The following is a 19,977-nucleotide window of genomic DNA, read 5'->3' as shown; positions in this document are numbered from 1 at the left end:
CCCGAAAGGCGGGCCGCTCAGCCCCGGTGGTCGGTGCGCCGCGCCAGCCACTCGCCCGCGAACTGCAGCAGCGAGACCAGCGCGATCAGGATCACGATGACCTCGAACATCACGCGCGTCTCGTAGCGTTCGTAGCCGTAGCGGATGGCCAGGTCGCCCAGGCCGCCGGCGCCCACCGCGCCGGCCATGGCCGAGGCGTTGACCATGGCGATCACGCTCACCGTCATGCCGCCGATGATGCCGGGCAGGGCCTCGGGCAGCAGCACGTGGCGCACGATGTGCCAGCGCTTGCAGCCCATGGCGCGCGCCGCCTCGACGAGGCCGGCGTCCACCTCGTTGAGGCTGACCTGCGCGATGCGCGCGTAGAACGGGATCAGGTTCGCCGCCAGCGGCACCACCGCCGCCCAGGTGCCCAGCGTGGTGCCGACGATGGCGCGCGTGACGGGCAGCAGCGCCACCAGCAGGATGATGAAAGGGATGGCGCGGCAGATGTTGACCGTGACCGACAGGCCCTTGTGCAGCCGTGGCCGCGCATAGACGCCGCGCGGCCCGGTCACGTTGAGCACGATGGCCAGCAGCAGGCCCGCGCCGATGGCGATGACGGCCGAGACGCCCACCATGGCCAGGGTTTCCAGGAGGGCCTGGAGGTAGCGTTCAAGCGGGGGCAGGGACATGGCCGAGCAGGTCGAGGTGGTCGGCGCCGAGGATCTGGCGCAAGCGATCTCCGGACGGGGCGGTGTCGGCCGGCAGGGACAGCAGCAGCCGGCCGTGCGCATGGCCGCGGATGCGGTCCAGCCCGCCGTGCAGCAGCTCGGCGCCGGGCCCCAGTGCGGCCAGTGCCGCCAGCGGCAGGCCCTGGGCGTGCGTGTTGCCGGTGAAGCCGGCGCTGTAGATGGCGCGGCCGGGCCGGCCCTGCAGCGCGGGCACGAGGGCCTGCGCGAGGTCAGCCGGCAGCCCATGCTGCAGCGGGCGCAACAGCGCGCGCGTGGCCTCGGCCTGCGGGTCGCCGAACACGCGCCAGACCTCGCCGAGCTCCTGGCGCTGGCCGGCGTCCAGCACCAGCACGCGGTCGCAGATGGCGCGGATCACCGCCATGTCGTGCGTGATCAGCACCACGGTCAGGCCCAGCTTCTGGTTGATCTCGCGCAGCAGCGCGAGGATGGACTGCGTGGTCTCGGGGTCCAGCGCCGAGGTGGCCTCGTCGCACAGCAGCACTTCGGGATGGTGCACCAGCGCACGCGCGATGCCCACGCGCTGCTTCTGGCCGCCAGAGAGCTTGGCGGGGTAGACGTCGGCCTTGTCGGCCAGGCCCACCAGGGCCAGCAGCTCCTGCACCCGCGCATGGATGGCGGCCGGCCGCCAGCCCGCCACGCGCAGCGGCAGCGCCACGTTCTCGCGCACTGTCTTGGCGGCCAGCAGGTTGAAGTGCTGGAAGATCATGCCGATGCGCCGGCGCAGCGCCACCAGTGCGTCCTCGTCGAGCGCTCCGACATCGATGCCGTCCACGGTCACGTGGCCGCCGCTGGGCGCTTCCAGCGCATTGATGGCGCGCAGCAGCGTGGACTTGCCCGCGCCGCTGCGGCCGATGATGCCGAACACCTCGCCGCGCATCACCGAGAAGCTCAGCGCGGCGAGCGCCTGCACATCGCCGTGCGGGCCGGCGAAGCGCTTGTGCACCTGCTCGAAGACGATGTGGGGCGTGGCGATGTCCACGGCGGGCGGGGGACCGCTCATGGCTTCAGAACGCCGGCACCACGGAGCCCTGGTACTTGCTCTGGATGAAGGCGCGCACCTCGGGCGACTGGTAGGACTTGACCAGCGGAGCGACCCAGGCGGCGCCGCGGTCCTGCTCGCGCACCACGATGATGTTGACGTAGGGGTTGTTCTCGCGCTTCTCCACCGCGAGGCCGTCGCGCGTGGCGATCAGCCCCGCCTGCCAGGCGAAGGTGTTGACGATGGCCGAGGCGTCCAGGTCTTCGAGCGAGCGCGCCAGCACCACCGATGCGGCCTCCACCAGCTGCACCTTCTTCCTGTAGCCCGTGATGTCGGCCAGCGTGGCCGTGCCCCTGGCCGGGTCGAAGCCGTCGCGCAGCGTCAGCACGCCCTGGTCGCGCAGCACCACGAGGGCGCGCGTCTGGTTGCTCGGGTCGTTCGGGATGCCCAGGCGCGCGTTCTCGGGCAGGTCGCCGAAGCGCTTGTGCTTCTTCGAATAGAAGGCGATGGGCGAGATGTAGGTGTCGCCCACCGCCACCAGCTTGTAGCCGCGCTGCTGCACCTGGTCGCGCAGGAAGGGCACGTGCTGGAACGAGTTGGCCTCCAGGTCGCCGTTGTTGAGCGCCTCGTTGGGGCTGGCCGCGCCGCTCACCACGACGGGCTTGACGGTGAGGCCGTTCTTCTTGGCCACCTGGGTCACCACTTCCCAGATCTCCTCGTCCGTGCCGCCGCGCACGCCCACGCGCAGCGTTGGGCTCTGGGCGCGGGCCGTGCCGAAGCGCGCGGCGGTCAGGAACACCGCGAGGCTGCCGAGGCGGCGCAGGTTGACGCGCCTGTCGTTGCGTGGGTTGTCGTCGTGCATGCGATGTCCTCAGAAGGCCGGCACCAGGGCGCCGTTGAATTGGGTGTCGATGAACTGCCTGACCTCGGGCGACTGGTAGGCCGCCACCAGGCGCTTGGCCCAGGGCTTGTCCTGGTCGGCGCGGCGCACCGCGATCAGGTTGGCGTAGGGGCTCTTGGGCGATTCCCTGATCACGGCATCGCGCGCCAGCGACAGGCCGGCCTTCTCGGCGTAGTCGTTGTTGATTGAGGCGATGGTCAGATCGTCCAGCGCGCGCGGCAGCTGGGCCGCGTCCAGCGCAATCAGCTTGAGCTTCTTCGGGTTGCCCACCACGTCCAGCGGCGTGGCGGTGTTGTTCTTCACGGCCTCGGGCTTGAGCGTGATGAGGCCGGCGCTCTGCAGCAACAGCAGCGCGCGGTTGCCGTTGGACGGATCGTTCTGCACGCCGACCGTGGCGCCCTCGGGCAGGGCGTCGATGGACTTGATCTTGCGCGAATAGAAGCCCAGCGGCGCCGTGACGGTGAGGCCCACCGGCACGATGTCGAAGCCGCGTGCCTTGTTCTGGTTGTCCAGGAAGGGCTGGTGCTGGAAGGCGTTGGCATCCAGGTCGCCCGCGGCCAGCGCGGCGTTGGGCAGCTGGTAGTCGTTGAAGACCACCACTTCCAGCTGCAGGCCCTGCTGCGCCGCGACCTTCTTGACCACCGCGAAGATCTGCTCGGCGTTGCCGACCGAGATGCCGACCTTCAGGCGCTGCTTGTCCTGGGCGATCGCGGGGCCGCAGAGAGCGAGCAGGGCGGCGGCGGTGCTGGCCAGCAAGGACCGTCGGTGGCGGAGGAATGGCTTCATGGCGCGCGGTGCGAGAGTGTTGGAGCCGGCACTGTCGCCGTGGCGCGCGCACAAGGGAACGAAGGAACGCGCATGTGCATATGCGCACCGTGGTGCGCCGGTGCCGCCACGATTTCGGCGACGCCTGCGCCCCGCCCAGGAATAAAGCCCCGGCGCGCACCGCGCACCGGGGCTGAACGGCCCCAGGAGGCCGGGAGACAAGGGTGAACTTCAGGCCGCGCGCAGCAGCGGGCGGCGTTGGCTGGCGTCGAACACCGGCACGGCGCGCTCGGCCGCCAGCTGCAGGCGGGCCTGCAGGGCCGGGCTCGTGACGCGGTAGTTGTCGAAATCGCTGTTGGCGCCGTACACGCCGATCGGCAGCGTCAGCGACTGGAAGAAGCTGAACAGCGGGCGCAGCTGGTGGTCCAGCACCAGCGCGTGGCGGTCGCTGCCGCCGGTGGCGGCCAGCAGCACGGGCTTGTCGATCAGGGCATCCTGGCCGACCAGGTCGAACAGGTGCTTGAAGTGGCCCGGGTAGGAGCCCCGGTACACCGGCGCGGCGGCGATCAGCAGGTCGGCCGATTCGATGGCCTGCAGGTAGCCCTGGATGTCGGCCGGCAGCTCGTCGCGCGACAGGGCCTGGCCCAGCGGGCGGGCGAAGTCGCCGATCTGCAGGATGCGCGTGCGCGCCACCAGGCGCTGCTCCAGCTCGGCGGCCAGCGCTTCGACCAGGGCGCGGGTGCGTGAGGGCTGGTAGGTGCTGCCGACGACGGCGACGATGTCCAGGGGCTTGGTCATGGGAAGGGGCTGAGAAGCGAAAGGAGCGGCCGACTCTAGGCCTGGCCCGTGGCCCCGCCAACGAACGAAAACCGATATGCATAGAAGCTTTTTCGCGGTGCCGCCCGGCGCCTGCTTCTGCGCTAACCGCATAAGCAGTGCGCGATTTCTTCGTTCACACGCGGCCCACGGCTGCCCACACTGGTGCCCTTTGTCGTCCCTGCACGCCGCACCATGTCCCACCCCACCGCCGCGCCGCCCGTGATCCGCCTGGAGGGCGTGCGCAAGTCCTTCCGCCTGCCCAACGGCGATGCCTTCGAGGCGGTGCGCCGCACCACGCTGGAGGTGCACGGCGGCGACGTGTTCGGCCTGGTCGGCCAAAGCGGCGCCGGCAAGTCCACGCTGCTGCGCCTGGTCAACCTGCTGGAGCGGCCCGACGCCGGCCGCGTGTTCGTGGCCGGCCGCGAACTCACGGCGCTGCCGCGCCATGAACTGCGCGCCGCGCGCCAGCAGATCGGCATGATCTTCCAGCAGTTCAACCTGGTGCAGAACGCCACGGTGTTCGACAACGTGGCCTTCCCGCTGCGCATCCACGGCCGGCACACGCGCGCCGAGATCGGTGCGCGTGTGCGCGAATGCCTGGCTCTGGTGGGCCTGTCCGAGAAGAGCGACAGCCACCCGGCCCAGCTCTCGGGCGGGCAGAAGCAGCGCGTGGCCATTGCGCGTGCGCTGGCGCCGCGGCCGCAGGTGCTGCTGTGCGACGAGCCGACTTCTGCGCTGGACAGCGAGACCACGCGCGCGCTGCTGCAGCAGCTGCGCGAGATCAACCGGCAGATCGGCGTGACCATCGTGATCGTCACGCACGAGCTGCCCGTGGTGCAGGCGCTGTGCCGCAACGTCGCCATCTTGGAGAAGGGCCAGGTGGTCGAGCAGTTCGCGGTCGATGGCCCCGTGGCCGAGCGCAAGACCGTGCTGGGCCAGGAGATCGATGCGCTGGTGCGCCAGCGCACGCGCGATGCGCACGAACGGCAGCCGCAGCAGGCCGCTGCCCCCGTCCAGCTGCGCGGGGTGGCCCATGCCTGAGAACATCGCCGCCATCCTGCCCGAGCTGTGGCTGGCCACGGGCCAGACCTTCCTGATGCTGGCCATCGGCCTGTCGGCCGCGCTGCTGCTGGGCGGGCCGCTCGGCGTGCTGCTGTTCCTGCTCGGCCCCGGCCAGTCGCTGGAGAACCGCCCGCTGTTCCTGGTGCTGAACTGGGTCGTCAACACCGTGCGCTCGTTCCCTTTCATCATCCTGCTGGTGGCGCTGGTGCCGTTCACGCGGGTCATCGCCGGCACCTCCATCGGCCCGCTGGCCGCGGCCGTGCCGCTGTCGTTCGCGGCGATTCCCTACTTCGCGCGGCTGGTCGACCAGTCGCTGCGCGAGGTGCCGCGCGGCGTGATCGAGGCGGCGCACGCCATGGGCGCGTCGGAGTTGCAGATCGTGCTGCGCGTGCTGCTGGTCGAGGCCCGCTCGGGCCTGGTGCTGGCGCTGACGGTGCTGGCCGTGAGCTTTCTGTCGTACTCGGCCGTGGCCGGCGTGGTGGGTGGCGGCGGCATCGGCGACCTGGCGATCCGCTACGGCTACTACCGCTTCCAGACCGACGTCATGGTGTTGACCGTGGCGCTGCTCGTGGGGCTGGTGCAGATCCTGCAGTTCGCCGGCAATGGCCTGGCCGCCAGGCTGGACAAACGTTGAACACCTTCCTTCCCCTGCACACCATGACCCAATCCATCCTGCGCCGCAGCGCGCTGGTCGGCGCGCCCGGCGTATTCGCCCCGTCCGCCGCCGAGAACGCGCTGGTCGTCGGCGCTGCCGTCGGCTCCAACGTCGACGTGCCCAAGCTGGCCATCCAGGCCCCCCGGCACTTTGCCGGCCACGCGCGCGCGGCCTTCCGGCCGTAAGAGGAGGCAGGCCGCCATGGTCGCGCTCGCACGCTTCGACACGCAGGGCCAATGGGAAGAGACCTGGGTCTGCGACGGCCTGGTCCGCCAGCACCTCGCGCCCACGGGCGTGCAGTTCGGCCGCTGGCCGCTGCGCCCGCTGCAGCTGCAGGCCGGTGATGGCCTGGCTGCCGTGCAGGCGGCCTACGGTGAAGAGCTGGCGGCCTTGGGCTCCCACTTCCCGCTGCACGGCGCCGATCGTTTGGCACTGGCGCCCGGCGACGCGCACTGGCCCGCGCTGCGCCGGCAGTTCCTGGCCGAGCACCGGCAGGGAGGGGCCGAGGTCCGCTTCTTCCTGTCCGGCACCGGCCTGTTCTACCTGCGCAGCGCGGATGGCTTCCTCGGCCTGCTGTGCGAGGCCGGCGAATGGGTGGCGCTGCCCGAGGGCCTGGCGCACGCTTTCGACGCGGGCGATGCGCCGCACGTCGAGGCCCTGCGCCTGTTCGTCCAGCCGCAGGGCTGGGTGGCCGAGCCCACGGGCGCGGTGCTGCCGGCGCTGCCGCTGTACGACGACTTCGTCGCGCAGCTGCTGGAGCAGGTGGGCGAGGAACTGGAGGAGTGAGGAAGCGCGCCCCGCCGCATCCTCGGTTTCCGATGAAGCAACTGCCGATCCCTTCGTTCCATCCGCTGGCAGGCGCCTGAAGAATGCACGGCACCCACCATGCTTCTTTCTTGCAGGAACCGCTTCAGGACGTGGCCGGTGTCGCGGCGGGCGTGGGGCCCGCGGGGACCGCGTCACCGGCCACGGCCCTGGACTTGGGCGACGTGACTGGATGGCGCCCTTCTGCGACCCGTCAGCCTGGGCCTGCCATGGCCGCCAACCGTTTCTTTGCCACCTGAACGCCACCATGCCTTCTCCCGACACGCGCCCCCATGTCCTCATCGTCGGCGGCGGCCTCGCCGGCACCGCCGTCGCACTGCGCCTGCTCAAGGACGTGGAGCAGCCGATCCGGCTGACCATCGTAGAATCGCGTCCCACGCTGGGCCTGGGCATCGCCTACGGCACCCCGCACCCCGAGCACTTGGTCAACGGGCTGGCCAGGCTGTTCAGCCTCTACGACGACGCACCCGACCACCTGGTGCACTGGCTGCGCGCCGGTGCGGCCGCGGGCGGCTGGCAGCCGCCGCCCGGCGTGGCGATCGAAGACAGCATGCCGCCGCGCCAGGTCTACGGCGCCTACATCCTGGCCAGCCTGACGGCGGCCATCTCCAGCGCGGGCCCGGGCGTGGCGTTCCGCCACCTGCAGGCCCGCGCCGTCGACGTGGTGGCGCAGTACGACACCGGCCGCCCGCGCTACCGCGTGGTGCTGGACGATGGCCGCGAGGAGGTGGCCGACGAACTCGTGCTGGCCACCGGCATCTTCACCAAGCCGCTGGCGCGCCAGGCCTTCGCGGTCGGCGCGGGCGTGGCGGATTCGCCGCGCTATGTGGGCGACGTCTGGCATGCCGAGGCCTGGGACGGCGTCGCGCAGGACGCGCAGATCGTCTACCTGGGGTCGGGTCTCAGCGCCGTGGACAGCCTGATCGTGGCCGAGAAGGCGGGCTTCAAGGGCCAGCACCTGGTGCTGAGCCGGCGCGGCCAGGGCGTGCGCGTGCGCGAGGACGTGCAGCCCTGGCCCGACTTCCTGCGCTACCAGGGCAGGGCGGTGTCGCTGCGCGATCTGCTGGCGCAGATCCGCGTGCAGCGCCGCGCCATCCGCGAACAGGGCGAGCCCTGGCAGCGCCTGGTGCCCGCCATCCGGGCGCACGTGCCGCAGCTGTGGGCGCTGGCCAGCGCGCGCGAGCGCCGGCGCTTCCTGGGCCGGCTGCGCGCCTACTGGGAGGCTGCGTTGCACCGCAGTGCCGCGGCACCGCTGGCCTGGCAGGCGCGCGTGGACGCGGAGGGCCGGCACCGCCACGAGGCCGGTCGCGTGCAGTCCATCGCGCTGCAGCCCGATGGCCGGCTGGCCGTGGCCTGGCAGCCGCGCGATGGCCGGCCGCTGCAGACGCTGGTGGCCGACCGCGTCGTCAACTGCCTGGGCTTCGATTTCGACTGGCGCCACATCGACGACCCGCTGGTGCGCCAGCTCGTCGCGCGCGGCCTGGCCCTGCCCGATGCGCTGGGCTTCGGCGTGCAGGCCACGCGCGAGACGCATGCGCTGCGCGACGCGGCCGGCCAGCCGCAGCCCGGGCTCTACGCCGTGGGCCATGCGCTGCGCGGCCTGGTCTGGGAATCGAACGCCATCGGCGAGCAGGTGCCCCAGGCCGGCACCGTGGGCCGCGCCATCCTGCAGCGGCTGGCGCCGGCGGCGGCGGCCGAGGCGCTGGCGCGCGCGGCGGCCTCCGCGGACGAGGCGTTGCGGCGCGAGCGCGCCGATGAACGGGTGCGCAGCCCGCAGGGCTGACGTCGGTCCGCGTGGACCATGGCCCCGCCCGGAGGCGCGGCGCGCGCTGCCCGGGCGCACGCACCGCGCGCGCACTGGCTACGATGCCGGCTCTTTCCCGAGTCCGTCGGCTGGCCGACGTCGCCCATGACCTGTTCCACCGCCCCGCATGGCGATTGATGCGCTGGACCGCGTGCTCGACGCGCTCGACAGCGGCGACCCGGCCCTGGCCTGGCGGCTGGGCACGCAGGCCCTGCAGGCCGCACCCGACGACGCAGCCCTGTGGAGCGCCTGCGGCATCGCCGCCCGGCTCGGCGAGCGCCCGGACGACGCCGAGCGCTGCTGGCGCCGCGCGCTCGCCCTGCAGCCCGATGCGCTGGCCACCCACCACCTCGCCAGCCTGCTGCGCGCGCAGGGCCGCGACGACGAGGCCCTGGCCTGCTACCAGGCCGCCGCCGCCTACCGCAGTGCGCTGGCGCTGCAGCCCGACGACGTGGCCGCGCTCACCAACCTGGGCCTGGTGCTGGAGCAGCTGCGCCGGCTCGACGAGGCCGAGGCCTGCCAGCGCCGGGCGCTGGCATTGGCGCCCGGCCTGGCCGACCTGCACAACCACCTGGCCGGCGTGCTGGCGCGCCGGCCGGACGCAGGCCACGAGGCCGAGGCCGAACGGCACTACTGCGAGGCCATGCGCCTGGCGCCGCAGGACGCGCGCCACCGCTCCAACCTGGGCGCCCTGCTGTACGACCTGGGCCGCGTGCAGGAGGCTGAGCAGATGCTGCGTGCCGCCGTGGCGCAGGCGCCCGGCCTGGCCTCCGCGCAGATCAACCTGGGCCACCTGCTGTTGTCGGTGGGCCGGCTGCCCGAAGGCTTCGCCCATGCCGCGCAGAGCTACGCCTTGCTGCCGCCCGCTGCCGTGGTGCCGGGCTTTCCCGAGCCGGTGCCGCCCGGCGTGGCGCGGCAGTGGACCGGCCAGCCGCTGCAGGGCCAGCGCCTGCTGGTGTGGCCCGAGCAGGGCCATGGCGACCAGCTGCAGTTCTGCCGCTACCTGCAGCTGGTGCGCGCGCAGCACGGGCCCGCGCAGATCACTTATGCGAGCACGGCTTCGCTGCTGGGGCTCATGCGCAGCGTCGCCGGTGCCGACCGGCACATCGCGTTGCAGGAGGCGCCGGCCGCGTTGGCCACGCACGATTTCTGGGTGCCGCTGCAGAACCTGCCGCTGCTCTGCGGCACGCGCCTGGAGACCATCCCCGCCGAGACGCCCTACCTGTGGCCAGCACCCGCCGACGTGGCGCGCTGGGCGCCGCGCCTCCCGCCGGCCCCGCTCCGGGTCGGCCTGGTCTGGCGCGGCAACCCGCGGCACGACAACGACGCCGAACGTTCGCTGCCCGGCCTCGCCACGCTGGCGCCGCTCTGGCAGGTGCCGGGCGTGGCCTTCGTGAGCCTGCAGAAATGGGCCGGCGAGGAGGAGGGCCGGCAGCCGCCGGCCGGCCAGCCGCTCGAGCACCTGGGCAGCGCCATCGTGGACTTCTCCGACTCGGCCGCCATCCTGGCCCAGCTCGACCTGTTGATCTCGGTGGACACGGCCGGCTGCCACCTGGCCGGTGCGCTCGGCCGCCCGTGCTGGGTGCTGCTGCCCGCCTACCGCGTCGACTGGCGCTGGCTGCGCGGGCGCGCCGACACGCCCTGGTACCCACGCACGCGGCTGTTCCGCCAGGACCGGCGCGGCGACTGGGCGGGCGTGGTGGAACAGGTGCGGCAGGCGCTGGTGGACTGGCGGCAGCGCCGGTAGGTCGCCGCGCGAGGCCACCGCCGTCGATCCATCCCGACGACGACATGGGCCAGGACGACCTGGCTGGTGCGCGCGGCCGCCGCGGTGCTGGCCTCGCTGCGCAAGTGCCAGGCGCTCGGGGCCACGCACTTGATGCTGTCGGACACGCCGTACCTCACGGAGATCGAACGGCAGGGGCAGCGACTGCTGCCCTTGTTGCGCGGCTGAGGCCAGCGTTCGACGCACGCTGCACGGGCGAGGCCTGCCGCGCGAACACATGGTCGGCCAGGAAATCGACCAGCGCGCGCACCTTGGGCGTCATGTGCCTGCCGGCAGGCCAGAGCACGTGGAACACGCCCCGGCTGTGCACCTGCGCCGGCAGCACGGGCACCAGCCGCCCGGCCGCCAGCGCTTCGCGCACCGCGAAGTCGGGCAGCCAGGCGATGCCGCGCCCCTGCAGGGCGAAGCACAGGCGCGTCTCGATGTTGTTGCAAATCATCGAGGTCGGCAGCACGGTCTCGCGGCCGTCGGGCGCGGCCGGCAGCGGCCAGACTTCCAGCTTGCCGCTGTGGGCGTAGCGGTAGTGCAGGCAGCGGTGCTGCGCCAGGTCCTGCGGCGTGGCGGGCGTGCCGTGCCGGGCCAGGTAGTCGGGCGACGCCACCAGCATGCGGCTGAACGCGCCGAGCAGCCGCGCGCTGAGCCGCGAGTCGGCGGGCTGGCCGGTGCGCACCACGGCGTCGAAGCCTTCTTCGACGATGTCCACCAGGCGGTCGGAGAAATCCAGGTCGAGCTCGATCTCCGGGTACTGGCGCATGAAGTCCGCCAGCACGGGCAGGACCAGCGAACTGACCAGCGGCAAGCCCACGCGCAGCCGGCCGCGCGGCGCAGCCGTCGCCTGCGACAGCTCGCCTTCGGCGGCCTCGATTTCGTCGAGGATCCGGCGGCTGCGTTCGAGGAACAGCCGGCCCTCGGCGGTCAGCGCGATGCTGCGCGTGCTGCGGTGGAACAGGCGCACGCCCAGGCGCTGCTCCAACCGTGCCACGCTCTTGCCAACCGCCGAGGGCGACACGCCCAGCAGCCGGGCGGCCCCGGCGAAGCTGCGCGCCTGCGCCACCTGCACGAACACCACGAAGCCGTTGAGGCTGTCCATCGCCACTCCCATTGCGGACATCCCTGTCCTGGCAGCGCGGAACTCTACCCGGCTTTTTCTTTGATCGCGGGGCTTCTAAGGTCCTGGGGTCATGTCAAGAAAGGACAGATTCCGTGACTTTCCCTCTTCCCGCACGGCCCGCAGAAGCCCTGGCGCACCCGCTTGACCATCGTCTCGCATCCGGCATCGACGCCGTGCTCGCCAGTGCGCTGCAGGAGCAGCGCCTGGTCGGTGCCGTCGTGCGCGTGCACCAGCACGGGCAGCCACGCTACGGCCGCGCGATCGGCTGGGCCGACCGTGAGACGCGGCGCCCCATGGCGCTGGACACCGTGTTCCGGCTGGCCTCGGCCAGCAAGCCCATCGTGAGCGCCGCCGCGCTGGTGCTGTGGGCCCAGGGCCGCCTGGCTCTGGACGATGCGGTGACGCGCTGGCTGCCCGCGTTCCAGCCACGCCTGCCGGATGGCACGGCGCCCACGCTGACGCTGCGCCAAGTGCTCAGCCACACGGCCGGTCTGGGCTACCGCTTCTTCGAGCCCGACGGCAACGGTCCCCATGCGCAGGCCGGTGTGTCCGATGGCATGGACGCCAGCGGCATCGACCTCGCGGAGAACCTGCGTCGCATCGCCCGGGTGCCGCTGCTGTACCCGCCCGGAAAGGGTTGGGCCTACTCGCTGGCCACCGACGTGCTGGGCGCGGTGGTCGAGCGCGTGACGGGGCAGACGCTGCCCGATGCCGTCCGTGCGCTGGTGACGGAGCCGCTGCGCATGGTGGACAGCGGCTTCTTCTGCGACGCGCCCGGGCGCATGGCCACGGCCTACGTGAACGGCACGGCCGGCCCGCACCGGCTGCAGGAGGCGGAGGTCGCAGCGCCCTTCGATGGCACGGTGGGCATCGCCTTCAGCCCCGGCCGGATCTTCGACCGCCAAGCCTACCCGTCCGGCGGCGCCGGCATGGCGGGCACGGCCGGCGACCTGCTGCGCCTGCTGGAGGCGCTGCGCACCGGCGCCGACGGCTGGCTGCCCGAGGCCGTGCTTGCGGAGATGGGCCGCGACCAGACCCAGGGCGCGGAATTGGCCGCCGGCCCGGGCCTGGGCTTCGGCCTGGGCTTTTCCGTGCTGCGCGATCCCGCCGCCGCCGCGTCGCCCGAGTCGCGCGGCACCTGGCGCTGGGGCGGCGCCTACGGCCATTCCTGGTTCGTGGACCGGCCCAGGGCGCTGACGGTGGTGGCCCTGACCAACACCTTGTACGAAGGCATGCACGGCCGCTTCGTCAACGACCTGCGCGACGCCGTCTACCAGGGGCTGCGCGCATGACGGCCGCCACCGGCGCCGAGCGCCTGCCCTGGTCGCCGCTGCTCGCCTTCGCAACGGCCGCGTTCGTCACCATCCTGACCGAGGCGCTGCCCGCCGCGCTGCTGCCGCAGATGGCTGCCGATCTGCAGGTCTCGCAGGCCTGGGTGGGCCAGACCGTCACCGCGTACGCACTGGGCTCGCTGCTCGCCGCGATCCCGCTCGTGGCCGCCACGCGCGGCATGCGCCGCCGCCCCTTGCTGATGGCGGCCATGGCGGGCTTCGTGCTCGCCAACAGCGTCACGGCCTGGTCGGCCAGCTTCTGCTGGACCATGGTGGCGCGGCTGGTGGCCGGCATGTCGGCCGGCCTGCTCTGGGCTTTGCTCGCGGGTTACGCCGCCAGGCTGGTGGGCCCGGGCCTGCGGGGGCGCGCCATCGCGGTCGCGATGGCGGGCACGCCGCTGGCCCTGTCGCTGGGCGTGCCCGCGGGCGGCTGGCTCGGGCAGTGGGCCGGGTGGCGCGCCTGCTTCTGGGCGGCCAGCGCGCTGGCGCTGGGCCTGCTCGCGTGGATCCGGCTCAGCGTGCCGGACTTCGCGGGCCAGCAGGCCGGCCAACGCCGGCCACTGGCCGGCGTGCTGCGCATGCGCGGTGTCCGGCCGGTGCTGCTCGTGGTGCTGGCCTATGTGCTGGCGCACAACCTGCTTTACACCTACATCGCCCCCTACCTCGCCGCACGCGGCCTGGGCGCGCAGGTGGACCGGGCCTTGCTGGTCTTCGGCCTGGCGGCGCTGCCCGGCATCGGGCTGACCGGTCTGCTGGTCGACCGGCACCTGCAGCGCCTCTCGCTCGCCAGCACCGCCGTGTTCGGCGCGGCCGTGGCGGTGCTGGCGCTGGCGACGCAATCCGCGCCATGGATGTTCGCCGCATTGGCGGCCTGGGGCCTGGCCTTCGGCGGTGCCGCCACCTTGTTCCAGACCGCGCTGGCCGACGCGGCGGCCGAGCAGGCCGACGTCGCCCAGTCCATGCTCGTCACCACCTGGAACGCCGCGATCGCCGGTGGCGGCATCGCCGGCGGGGTGTTGCTGCAGGTCGTCGGCGTCGTGGCCTTCGCGCCGGTGCTGCTGGTGCTGCTGGCTGGCGCGTTCGCACTGCAGGTCCGCGCTTCGGGAAGCGGTGGACGGCGGCCTGCGGAAGGGCTGCCGACCGGCTGCCCGTGAGGGCAGGGCGGCCTCATCTGGCGCAAAAGAATGTGTTTTCCGAAGCGTGCTTGGTTCATGCCAGAAGGCCAGACTTCATTTCGCTAGGCTGATGCTGTATCCGCTCCCGCATTCTCTCGACGCGAAAGCAAGCGATGGAGAACGAATGCCCCAACTGCTGCAGCGGCGACCGCAGCAGGCCAGGCCAGCGCAGGGATGTCCGACAGGCTGTGAACTGTCGCAGCGGAGCCGCGTCAGCCATTGCCTGACACGCGCTAGGGCCCGCGTCGCGCACCGAGGCTCCCGGGCCCATGGGATGGTATTTGTTCCTCACATCAACCCCAAGGACATCACCATGGACGCACAAACACTCCAGCAAGCCATCGACGGCATCGAATCCGCAGCCGACAAGGCGATGGCAGCGCTCAAGAACGGCCAGGCCGACGCCAAGCTGCAGCAGGCCGTGCAGGACCTGCACCAGCAGGCCCGCACCAAACGCGCGCTGACCGACAAGGCCGAACTCACGCAGGCCGTCAAGGACATCGAACAGACCGCCGACCGCGCCATGGAAGCCTGCCGCAACGCCGGCCAGGTCGACCCGGCCCTCAAGCAGGCCGTGCAGGACGCGCACCAGAAGGCCTCGCAGCTCAAGCACAGCGTGGAAAACGAGACCGCCTGAGCGCGCGGCGATGAACGCCCGGCCCGGCTTTGGCATGGACGATGCGCTGGCCGGTACGGAGCATGGCTCCCTGGCCCGCGCACTGCAGGCCTTGGTCGCCGCCGGAGCCGAACCCCTGCCGCTACCCGGTGGCGGGCAGACGCTGGAGCGCTGGCGGCGCCTCGCGGCCGTGGCCGGGCGCGATCTCTCGCTCGCCAAGCTCTACGAGGGCCACACCGACGCGCTGGCCATCCACGAGGAACTGGGTTGCGGCCCCGCCCGCGCCGGTGCCTGGGGCACCTGGTGTGCCGAGCCGCCACAAGCCCGGCTGAGCATGCTGCCCCGGAGCGACGGGCGGCTGCGCCTGCGCGGCCGCAAGGCTTGGTGTTCCGGCGCGGCGCTGCTCGACCATGCGCTGGTCAGCGGCTGGAACGCGGCCGGTGAGCCCTGCCTGGCCGCGGTGGACTTGCGCCAGCCCGGCGTGCAGATCGGCAACGAAGGCTGGGCCGCTGTCGGCATGGCGGACACCTGCAGCGTGGACGTGCTGTTCGACGACGCGCTGGCCACCCCGGTCGGCCCGCCCCACGCCTATGTGCGCCGGCCGGGCTTCTGGCACGGCGGCGCCGGCATTGCCGCTTGCTGGTGGGGTGGTGCCGTGGGCATCGGCCGCGCCGTGCAAACTGCCCTGGCGCAACGCGAACCCGATGCGCACCAGCGCGCGCACCTGGGCGCCATCGACGTGGCGCTGGGCGCCTGCGCGGCCCTGCTGCGCGAGGCCGCCGCCTGGATCGACCGCCACCCTGCGCAAGACGCACAGGCTTGGGCCTTGCGCGTGCGCCTGGCCGTCGAGCGGGGCGCCGACGATGTGCTGCGGCATGCCGGCCGCGCGCTGGGCGCCGGCCCGCTGTGCAAGCAGCGGGCTCTGGCGCGGGCGATGGCCGACCTGCCCATCTTCATGCGCCAGAGCCACGCCGAACGCGACCTTGCGGCGCTGGGCCGCGCGCTCGAACGCGAGGCCGACCCTTGGCCGCTGTGAGCAGCCGCCGCATCGACGCCGGCGATGGCACGCCCGAGCTGCAGTGGCAGCGCTGGCTGCAGGCGCGCGCGCTGCCGCATCTCGCACCGCAGGCGCTGCTGCCGTCGGGCGCACGCGCCGTCGTGGTGGCGCCGCATCCGGACGACGAAGTGCTTGCCGTGGGCGGCCTGCTGGCGCACGCGGCGGCCCTGGGCCGCAGTGCCCTGGTCGTGGCGGTGACCGATGGCGAGGCCAGCCATGCCGGCTCCCCGCACTGGCCGCCACGCCGCCTGGCGACGCGGCGCCGCGCCGAGACCCGGCTGGCCCTGGCCCGGTTGGGCAGCAACGCGGCCGTGTTGCGCGCCGGCCTGGCCGATGGCCGCGTGGCTGCGCAGGCCGACGTGCTGCACGCGCTGCTGCTGCGCACGCTCAGGCCGTCGGACCGCGTGTTCACCACCTGGGCGCTGGACGGCCATCCCGACCACGAAGCCACGGGGCGCACCGCGCGGGCCGCCGCCGCGCAGGTGGGCGCCCGCATCTACGAGGTGCCGGTCTGGGGCTGGCACTGGGCGCAGTGCGGCGATGCGCGCATGCCCTGGGCGCAGGCCCACCTGGTCGCTCTGTCGCCGCAGGCGGTGGCGCGCAAGAGCGCGGCGCTCCAAGCCTTCGCCTCGCAGTGGGAGCACGACCCCGCCTGCCCGCACACGCCGATCCTGCGCGCCTCGATGCGCGCGCGTGCGCAGCGCCCATTCGAGGTGGTGTTCGCGTGAGCACCGCCGGGCCGCCCCAAGGTGCTCAGCACCGTAGCGCGCAGCGCGAAGGTACTCCAGTGAGCACCGCCGGGCCGCCCCAAGGTGCTCAGCACCGTAGCGCGCAGCGCGAAGGTCCTCCAGTGCGCACCGCCGGGCCGCCGGAAGCCGCTCCGGAGAGCATGCGCCGCTATTTCGACGGCCTGTACGCCGCCGCCGACGACCCCTACGGCACGCGCGATCGTTGGTACGAGCGGCGCAAGCGCGCGCTGCTGGTGGCCAGCCTGCCGCGCCAGCGCTTTCGGCGCTGCTACGAGCCCGGCTGCGGCACGGCCGAACTCACGCCCGGCCTGGCCGCGCGCTGCGACAGCGTGCTGGCCGCCGACTTCTCCGCGCACGCGCTGCGCGCAGCGCGCCAGCGCACCGCCGCGCTGCCACAGGTGCGGCTGGCGCAGCACCGCTTGCCCGAGGACTGGCCCGTGGGCGAGCGCTTCGATCTCGTGGTGCTGTCCGAGGTCGGCTACTTCCTGCCCGCGGCGCAGGTGCAGGCGCTGGCCCGCCACTGCGCGGACAGCCTGGACGCCGACGGCGTGCTCGTCGCCTGCGACTGGCTGGCGCCGTTCGCGCAACGCGCCTGCCCCACGGAAGAAGTGCACGCCCTGCTGGGCGCCATCGGGCTGGCGCCCCTGGTGGTCCACAGCGAGGACGATTTCTGCCTGCGCGTGTGGGCGCGCGATGCACGCTCGGTGGCGCAACGCGAGGGCATCCGGTGATCGGGGTGGCGATTCCCGCGCATGAGGAGCGCGCCCACATCGCCGCGGCCGTGGCCGCCGTGCAGGTGGCGGCGGGCCATCCGGCCCTGCAGGGCGAAGCGGTGGAGATCGTGGTCGTCGCCGACGCCTGCAGCGACGGCACGGCCGCCTGCGCTGCCGCACAGGGCGCCCACACGCTGTCGCTGCCGCACCGCAACGTCGGCCGGGCGCGCCAGGCCGGTGCCGAGCTGCTGCTGGCCAGGGGCGCGCGCTGGCTGGCCTTCACCGATGCCGACACGCTGGTCGCCGACGACTGGCTCGCCGCCCAGCTGGGCCTGGGCGCGCAGGCCGTGTGCGGCTGCGTGTGGGTGCGCGACTGGAGCGCCCATGGTGCGCTGGCCGAGCGGCTGGCGCGCGCCTTCGAGAGCGAGTACGTCCCGGTTGACGGCCACTGCCACATCCACGGCGCCAACCTGGGCATGACGGCCGACGCCTACCGCCTTGCCGGTGGTTTCGCGCCCTTGTGCACCAGCGAAGACGTGGCCCTGGTGCACGCGCTGCAGGCAGCCGGCGTGGCCGTGGCGTTCAGCGCGCAGCCGCGCGTGTGGACCAGCGCGCGGGTGGACGCGCGGGCACCGGCCGGTTTCGGCGAGGCCCTGCGCAGCATGTCGCGGGCGCTGGTGCTGCCGGGGCGTGGCGCGGGCGCGCCGCGCGCCGTCTGACGCGCAGGCGTGCCGCTGTCGGACACGGCACGCGCCGCTGCGCACCAGACTGGATGCGATGCGGACACGGGGTCCGCACAGCCAAGCAAGGAGAGCACCATGCCAAGAGGCGACAAGTCGTCCTACACGGACAAGCAGAAGCGGCAGGCCGAGCACATCGAGAAGGGTTACGAGCAGCGCGGCATGGCCGAGGGCGAGGCCGAGCGGCGCGCCTGGGCCACGGTCAACAAGGAAACCGGCGGCGGCAAGAAGAGCGGCTCGGGCCGCGGCCAGGCCGTGGACAAGTCGCCCTCCAAGAAGGGCGGGCGCGCGGGCGGCCATGCATCGGCCTCGCGCACGGCCGAGGAACGCTCCGCGTCGGCCAAGAAGGCAGCCGCCACGCGCAAGCGCAACGCGGAGCGCTGAGCCGGGCGGCAGAGCGGGAGCCGGCGCGCCTTCGGGCGCCCCTCCTACGTGGCCGGCGCGGCGGCCACGCCAAGCTCGCCGCATCGTCATTGCCGCCAAGGAAGCGCATGCTGCAAGCCCATCCCGTGCCGGAGCCTGTTCCGGTCCCTCCGGTCGCTGCCACGGTGGTGGCGCCGCCGGCCGAAGCCGAACCGCGCCGCAGGCCGCACCGCAGACGCGCGGCCACTGCAACGCCGCTGCCACAGCGCAGCGCCCGCCAGATCGAGCGCCTGTTGCACGAGGTGTTCGGGCTGCAGGACTTGCGCCCCGGCCAGCAGGAGGTGATCGCGCGCGTGCTGGCCGGCCAGTCCACGCTGGCCATCATGCCCACGGGCGCCGGCAAGTCGCTGTGCTACCAGCTGCCGGCGCTGATGCTGCCGGGCTGCACGCTGGTGGTCTCGCCGCTCATCGCACTCATGAAGGACCAGTGCGAGAAGCTGCGCGCACATGGCCTGGCCGCCGTCGAGTTCAACAGCAGCCTGGATGCCGAGGCCCTGGCCGCGGCCGAGGCGGCGTTGGCCGATGGCAGCGCACGCATCGTCCTCGTGACGCCCGAGCGGCTGGCCGACCCGGACTTCCTCGCGCTGGTGCGCCGCTGCCGCATCGCGCTCGTCGTCGTCGACGAGGCCCACTGCATCGTCGAATGGGGCCATGACTTCCGGCCTGCATTCCTGGAGATCGGCGCGGCACTGCGCGCGCTCGGCCAGCCGCCGCTGCTGGCGCTCACCGCGACGGCGCCACCGGAGACCGCGGCCGAGATCGCCCGGTTGCTGGGCATCGCGCGCAGCGGCACCGTGGACGCCGGCATCTGGCGCGGCAACCTGCACTACGCCGTGGTGCCGCTGACCGAGGCGGACGACAAGCTGCAGGCCCTGCAGGACACCCTGCAGCGCTGCGAGGAGCCGGGCATCGTCTACACCGCCACCGTGCGCGCGGCCGAGGAGGTGCATGCCGCGCTCGCTGCCCAGGGCCTGTCCGTGGGTCTGTACCACGGCAAGTTGCGCGCCGCCGAGCGCCATGCCGCACAGGATGCGTTCATGGAGGGCCGCACGCGGGTGATGGTGGCCACCAACGCCTTCGGCATGGGCATCGACAAGGCGGACCTGCGCTTCGTCGTGCACTACCAGATGCCCGCCGGCCTGGACGCCTACTACCAGGAGTCGGGCCGCGCCGGCCGCGACGGCCTGCCCGCGCGCTGCGTGCTGCTGTACCAGCGGCGCGACCGCTCGGTGCAGCACTTCTTCCTGGGCGGCCGGGCGTACACGCAGGCCGAGCTGGCGCGCGTGCTGGCCGCGCTGTCGCCCGACACGCCCACCGACCTCGCGCAGCTGCAGCAGGACACCGGCCTGCCGCGGGCCCGCATCGCCGCCCTGCTGGCGCTGCTGCTGCAGGCCCGCCATTGCCGCAAGGCACGTGCGGCCGAGGGGCGCGCCGGCTGGCTGGCGGCGACGGCGCCGCGCGGCGCGCCCACGCTGGAAGCCCTGGTGCAGGCCGAGCAGGCGCGCCGCCAGGAGAAGCAGCGCAAGCTGCAGTCCATGGTGGACTACGCCGAAAGCGGCGCCTGCCGCTGGCAGGTGCTGCAGGAGGCGCTGGAGGGTGAGCGGCGGGCCGAGGGCTGCGGCCAGTGCGACAACTGCGCACGCATGCTGCGTCTGGCCGCACCCGATGTGCTGGTGCCGGCCATGGCGGGTGGTGCGCCGCCGTTGCGGCACTGAGGAGGCACGGCCGGGAG

The 19,977-nt window shown here is 73.0% G+C and carries 21 protein-coding genes; 15 read left to right on the top strand and 6 right to left on the bottom strand.

Annotated features, from left to right (window positions below):
* Positions 1 to 17: 17 nt before the first annotated feature.
* The 5 genes from DES41_RS15940 to msuE form a co-directional block, all read right to left on the bottom strand.
* Positions 18 to 674, bottom strand: coding sequence for a methionine ABC transporter permease (locus DES41_RS15940; protein WP_114468651.1), 657 nt, complete (start codon positions 672 to 674; stop codon positions 18 to 20).
* The gene (locus tag DES41_RS15935; RefSeq protein ID WP_114468650.1) at positions 655 to 1,734 is read right to left on the bottom strand and encodes a methionine ABC transporter ATP-binding protein; all 1,080 of its coding nucleotides are present in this window, start codon (positions 1,732 to 1,734) and stop codon (positions 655 to 657) included. The genes DES41_RS15940 and DES41_RS15935 overlap by 20 nt, the downstream gene beginning before the upstream one ends.
* A 4-nt stretch (positions 1,735 to 1,738) precedes the next feature.
* Positions 1,739 to 2,575, bottom strand: a complete 837-nt coding sequence (locus DES41_RS15930) for a MetQ/NlpA family ABC transporter substrate-binding protein (RefSeq protein ID WP_114468649.1) — start codon at positions 2,573 to 2,575, stop codon at positions 1,739 to 1,741.
* Positions 2,576 to 2,584: 9 nt separating this feature from the next.
* On the bottom strand, positions 2,585 to 3,400 hold the full coding sequence (locus tag DES41_RS15925) for a MetQ/NlpA family ABC transporter substrate-binding protein (RefSeq protein WP_114468648.1): 816 nt from the start codon (positions 3,398 to 3,400) through the stop codon (positions 2,585 to 2,587).
* Between the two features lie 210 nt (positions 3,401 to 3,610).
* The gene (msuE, locus tag DES41_RS15920; RefSeq protein ID WP_114468647.1) at positions 3,611 to 4,177 is read right to left on the bottom strand and encodes an FMN reductase; all 567 of its coding nucleotides are present in this window, start codon (positions 4,175 to 4,177) and stop codon (positions 3,611 to 3,613) included.
* 213 nt (positions 4,178 to 4,390) lie between these two features.
* Here msuE and DES41_RS15915 point away from each other — a divergent pair, with 213 nt between their 5' ends.
* From DES41_RS15915 to DES41_RS15890, 6 genes are all read left to right on the top strand, one after another.
* Positions 4,391 to 5,239 (top strand): methionine ABC transporter ATP-binding protein, encoded by an 849-nt coding sequence (locus tag DES41_RS15915; RefSeq protein ID WP_114468646.1) that lies wholly within the window; start codon positions 4,391 to 4,393, stop codon positions 5,237 to 5,239.
* A complete protein-coding gene (locus tag DES41_RS15910; RefSeq protein ID WP_114469003.1) occupies positions 5,232 to 5,894 on the top strand; it encodes a methionine ABC transporter permease in 663 nt (220 codons plus the stop codon). Before DES41_RS15915 ends, DES41_RS15910 begins: the two co-directional genes overlap by 8 nt.
* Positions 5,895 to 5,917: 23 nt before the next feature.
* Positions 5,918 to 6,100 (top strand): hypothetical protein, encoded by a 183-nt coding sequence (locus DES41_RS15905; protein WP_147282866.1) that lies wholly within the window; start codon positions 5,918 to 5,920, stop codon positions 6,098 to 6,100.
* A 16-nt stretch (positions 6,101 to 6,116) separates the two neighbouring features.
* Entirely contained in the window at positions 6,117 to 6,701 is a 585-nt protein-coding gene (locus tag DES41_RS15900; protein WP_114468644.1) for a hypothetical protein, read from the top strand.
* A 286-nt stretch (positions 6,702 to 6,987) separates the two neighbouring features.
* Positions 6,988 to 8,523 carry an FAD/NAD(P)-binding protein gene (locus tag DES41_RS15895; RefSeq protein WP_170168194.1) on the top strand — a complete coding sequence of 512 codons (1,536 nt, stop codon included), beginning with the start codon at positions 6,988 to 6,990 and terminating at the stop codon, positions 8,521 to 8,523.
* Between the two features lie 148 nt (positions 8,524 to 8,671).
* Positions 8,672 to 10,291, top strand: coding sequence for a tetratricopeptide repeat protein (locus DES41_RS15890; RefSeq protein ID WP_114468642.1), 1,620 nt, complete (start codon positions 8,672 to 8,674; stop codon positions 10,289 to 10,291).
* Between the two features lie 154 nt (positions 10,292 to 10,445).
* On the opposite strand, the gene DES41_RS15880 is transcribed toward DES41_RS15890, so the two are convergent.
* Positions 10,446 to 11,420 (bottom strand): LysR family transcriptional regulator, encoded by a 975-nt coding sequence (locus tag DES41_RS15880; RefSeq protein ID WP_114468641.1) that lies wholly within the window; start codon positions 11,418 to 11,420, stop codon positions 10,446 to 10,448.
* A 113-nt stretch (positions 11,421 to 11,533) separates the two neighbouring features.
* Between DES41_RS15880 and DES41_RS15875 the strand changes: the two genes are divergently transcribed.
* The 9 genes from DES41_RS15875 to DES41_RS15835 all read left to right on the top strand — a co-directional run bounded on the left by DES41_RS15875 (position 11,534) and on the right by DES41_RS15835 (position 19,960).
* Entirely contained in the window at positions 11,534 to 12,733 is a 1,200-nt protein-coding gene (locus tag DES41_RS15875; protein WP_114468640.1) for a serine hydrolase domain-containing protein, read from the top strand.
* Positions 12,730 to 13,926, top strand: coding sequence for an MFS transporter (locus DES41_RS15870; RefSeq protein WP_114468639.1), 1,197 nt, complete (start codon positions 12,730 to 12,732; stop codon positions 13,924 to 13,926). Before DES41_RS15875 ends, DES41_RS15870 begins: the two co-directional genes overlap by 4 nt.
* A gap of 334 nt (positions 13,927 to 14,260) precedes the next feature.
* Positions 14,261 to 14,584, top strand: coding sequence for a hypothetical protein (locus DES41_RS15865; protein ID WP_114468638.1), 324 nt, complete (start codon positions 14,261 to 14,263; stop codon positions 14,582 to 14,584).
* A gap of 10 nt (positions 14,585 to 14,594) precedes the next feature.
* Complete coding sequence (locus tag DES41_RS15860; protein WP_114468637.1) at positions 14,595 to 15,599, top strand: acyl-CoA dehydrogenase family protein; 1,005 nt, start codon at positions 14,595 to 14,597, stop codon at positions 15,597 to 15,599.
* Positions 15,596 to 16,348, top strand: coding sequence for a PIG-L deacetylase family protein (locus DES41_RS15855; protein WP_245965756.1), 753 nt, complete (start codon positions 15,596 to 15,598; stop codon positions 16,346 to 16,348). The genes DES41_RS15860 and DES41_RS15855 overlap by 4 nt, the downstream gene beginning before the upstream one ends.
* Before the next feature lie 161 nt (positions 16,349 to 16,509).
* A complete protein-coding gene (locus DES41_RS15850) occupies positions 16,510 to 17,100 on the top strand; it encodes a class I SAM-dependent DNA methyltransferase (RefSeq protein ID WP_114468635.1) in 591 nt (196 codons plus the stop codon).
* Between the two features lie 5 nt (positions 17,101 to 17,105).
* The gene (locus DES41_RS15845; protein ID WP_342769662.1) at positions 17,106 to 17,801 is read left to right on the top strand and encodes a glycosyltransferase family 2 protein; all 696 of its coding nucleotides are present in this window, start codon (positions 17,106 to 17,108) and stop codon (positions 17,799 to 17,801) included.
* A gap of 99 nt (positions 17,802 to 17,900) precedes the next feature.
* A complete protein-coding gene (locus tag DES41_RS15840) occupies positions 17,901 to 18,206 on the top strand; it encodes a plasmid stabilization protein (RefSeq protein WP_114468633.1) in 306 nt (101 codons plus the stop codon).
* 107 nt (positions 18,207 to 18,313) lie between these two features.
* Entirely contained in the window at positions 18,314 to 19,960 is a 1,647-nt protein-coding gene (locus DES41_RS15835) for a RecQ family ATP-dependent DNA helicase (RefSeq protein WP_114468632.1), read from the top strand.
* The last annotated feature ends 17 nt before the right edge of the window (positions 19,961 to 19,977 follow it).

The organism is Pseudorhodoferax soli (genome assembly GCF_003337555.1).
Taxonomy (GTDB): Bacteria; Pseudomonadota; Gammaproteobacteria; order Burkholderiales; family Burkholderiaceae_C; genus Pseudorhodoferax; species Pseudorhodoferax soli.
This window is presented reverse-complemented; position numbering and strand designations above follow the sequence as displayed.

What these genes read in the sequence shown, in the direction of transcription:
- DES41_RS15940 (WP_114468651.1), bottom strand. Translation starts at nt 674, where the DNA reads ATGTCCCTGCCCCCGCTTGAACGCTACCTCCAGGCCCTCCTGGAAACC.
- DES41_RS15935 (WP_114468650.1), bottom strand. Translation starts at nt 1,734, where the DNA reads ATGAGCGGTCCCCCGCCCGCCGTGGACATCGCCACGCCCCACATCGTC.
- DES41_RS15930 (WP_114468649.1), bottom strand. Translation starts at nt 2,575, where the DNA reads ATGCACGACGACAACCCACGCAACGACAGGCGCGTCAACCTGCGCCGC.
- DES41_RS15925 (WP_114468648.1), bottom strand. Translation starts at nt 3,400, where the DNA reads ATGAAGCCATTCCTCCGCCACCGACGGTCCTTGCTGGCCAGCACCGCC.
- msuE (WP_114468647.1), bottom strand. Translation starts at nt 4,177, where the DNA reads ATGACCAAGCCCCTGGACATCGTCGCCGTCGTCGGCAGCACCTACCAG.
- DES41_RS15915 (WP_114468646.1), top strand. Translation starts at nt 4,391, where the DNA reads ATGTCCCACCCCACCGCCGCGCCGCCCGTGATCCGCCTGGAGGGCGTG.
- DES41_RS15910 (WP_114469003.1), top strand. Translation starts at nt 5,232, where the DNA reads ATGCCTGAGAACATCGCCGCCATCCTGCCCGAGCTGTGGCTGGCCACG.
- DES41_RS15905 (WP_147282866.1), top strand. Translation starts at nt 5,918, where the DNA reads ATGACCCAATCCATCCTGCGCCGCAGCGCGCTGGTCGGCGCGCCCGGC.
- DES41_RS15900 (WP_114468644.1), top strand. Translation starts at nt 6,117, where the DNA reads ATGGTCGCGCTCGCACGCTTCGACACGCAGGGCCAATGGGAAGAGACC.
- DES41_RS15895 (WP_170168194.1), top strand. Translation starts at nt 6,988, where the DNA reads ATGCCTTCTCCCGACACGCGCCCCCATGTCCTCATCGTCGGCGGCGGC.
- DES41_RS15890 (WP_114468642.1), top strand. Translation starts at nt 8,672, where the DNA reads ATGGCGATTGATGCGCTGGACCGCGTGCTCGACGCGCTCGACAGCGGC.
- DES41_RS15880 (WP_114468641.1), bottom strand. Translation starts at nt 11,420, where the DNA reads ATGGACAGCCTCAACGGCTTCGTGGTGTTCGTGCAGGTGGCGCAGGCG.
- DES41_RS15870 (WP_114468639.1), top strand. Translation starts at nt 12,730, where the DNA reads ATGACGGCCGCCACCGGCGCCGAGCGCCTGCCCTGGTCGCCGCTGCTC.
- DES41_RS15865 (WP_114468638.1), top strand. Translation starts at nt 14,261, where the DNA reads ATGGACGCACAAACACTCCAGCAAGCCATCGACGGCATCGAATCCGCA.
- DES41_RS15860 (WP_114468637.1), top strand. Translation starts at nt 14,595, where the DNA reads ATGAACGCCCGGCCCGGCTTTGGCATGGACGATGCGCTGGCCGGTACG.
- DES41_RS15850 (WP_114468635.1), top strand. Translation starts at nt 16,510, where the DNA reads ATGCGCCGCTATTTCGACGGCCTGTACGCCGCCGCCGACGACCCCTAC.
- DES41_RS15840 (WP_114468633.1), top strand. Translation starts at nt 17,901, where the DNA reads ATGCCAAGAGGCGACAAGTCGTCCTACACGGACAAGCAGAAGCGGCAG.
- DES41_RS15835 (WP_114468632.1), top strand. Translation starts at nt 18,314, where the DNA reads ATGCTGCAAGCCCATCCCGTGCCGGAGCCTGTTCCGGTCCCTCCGGTC.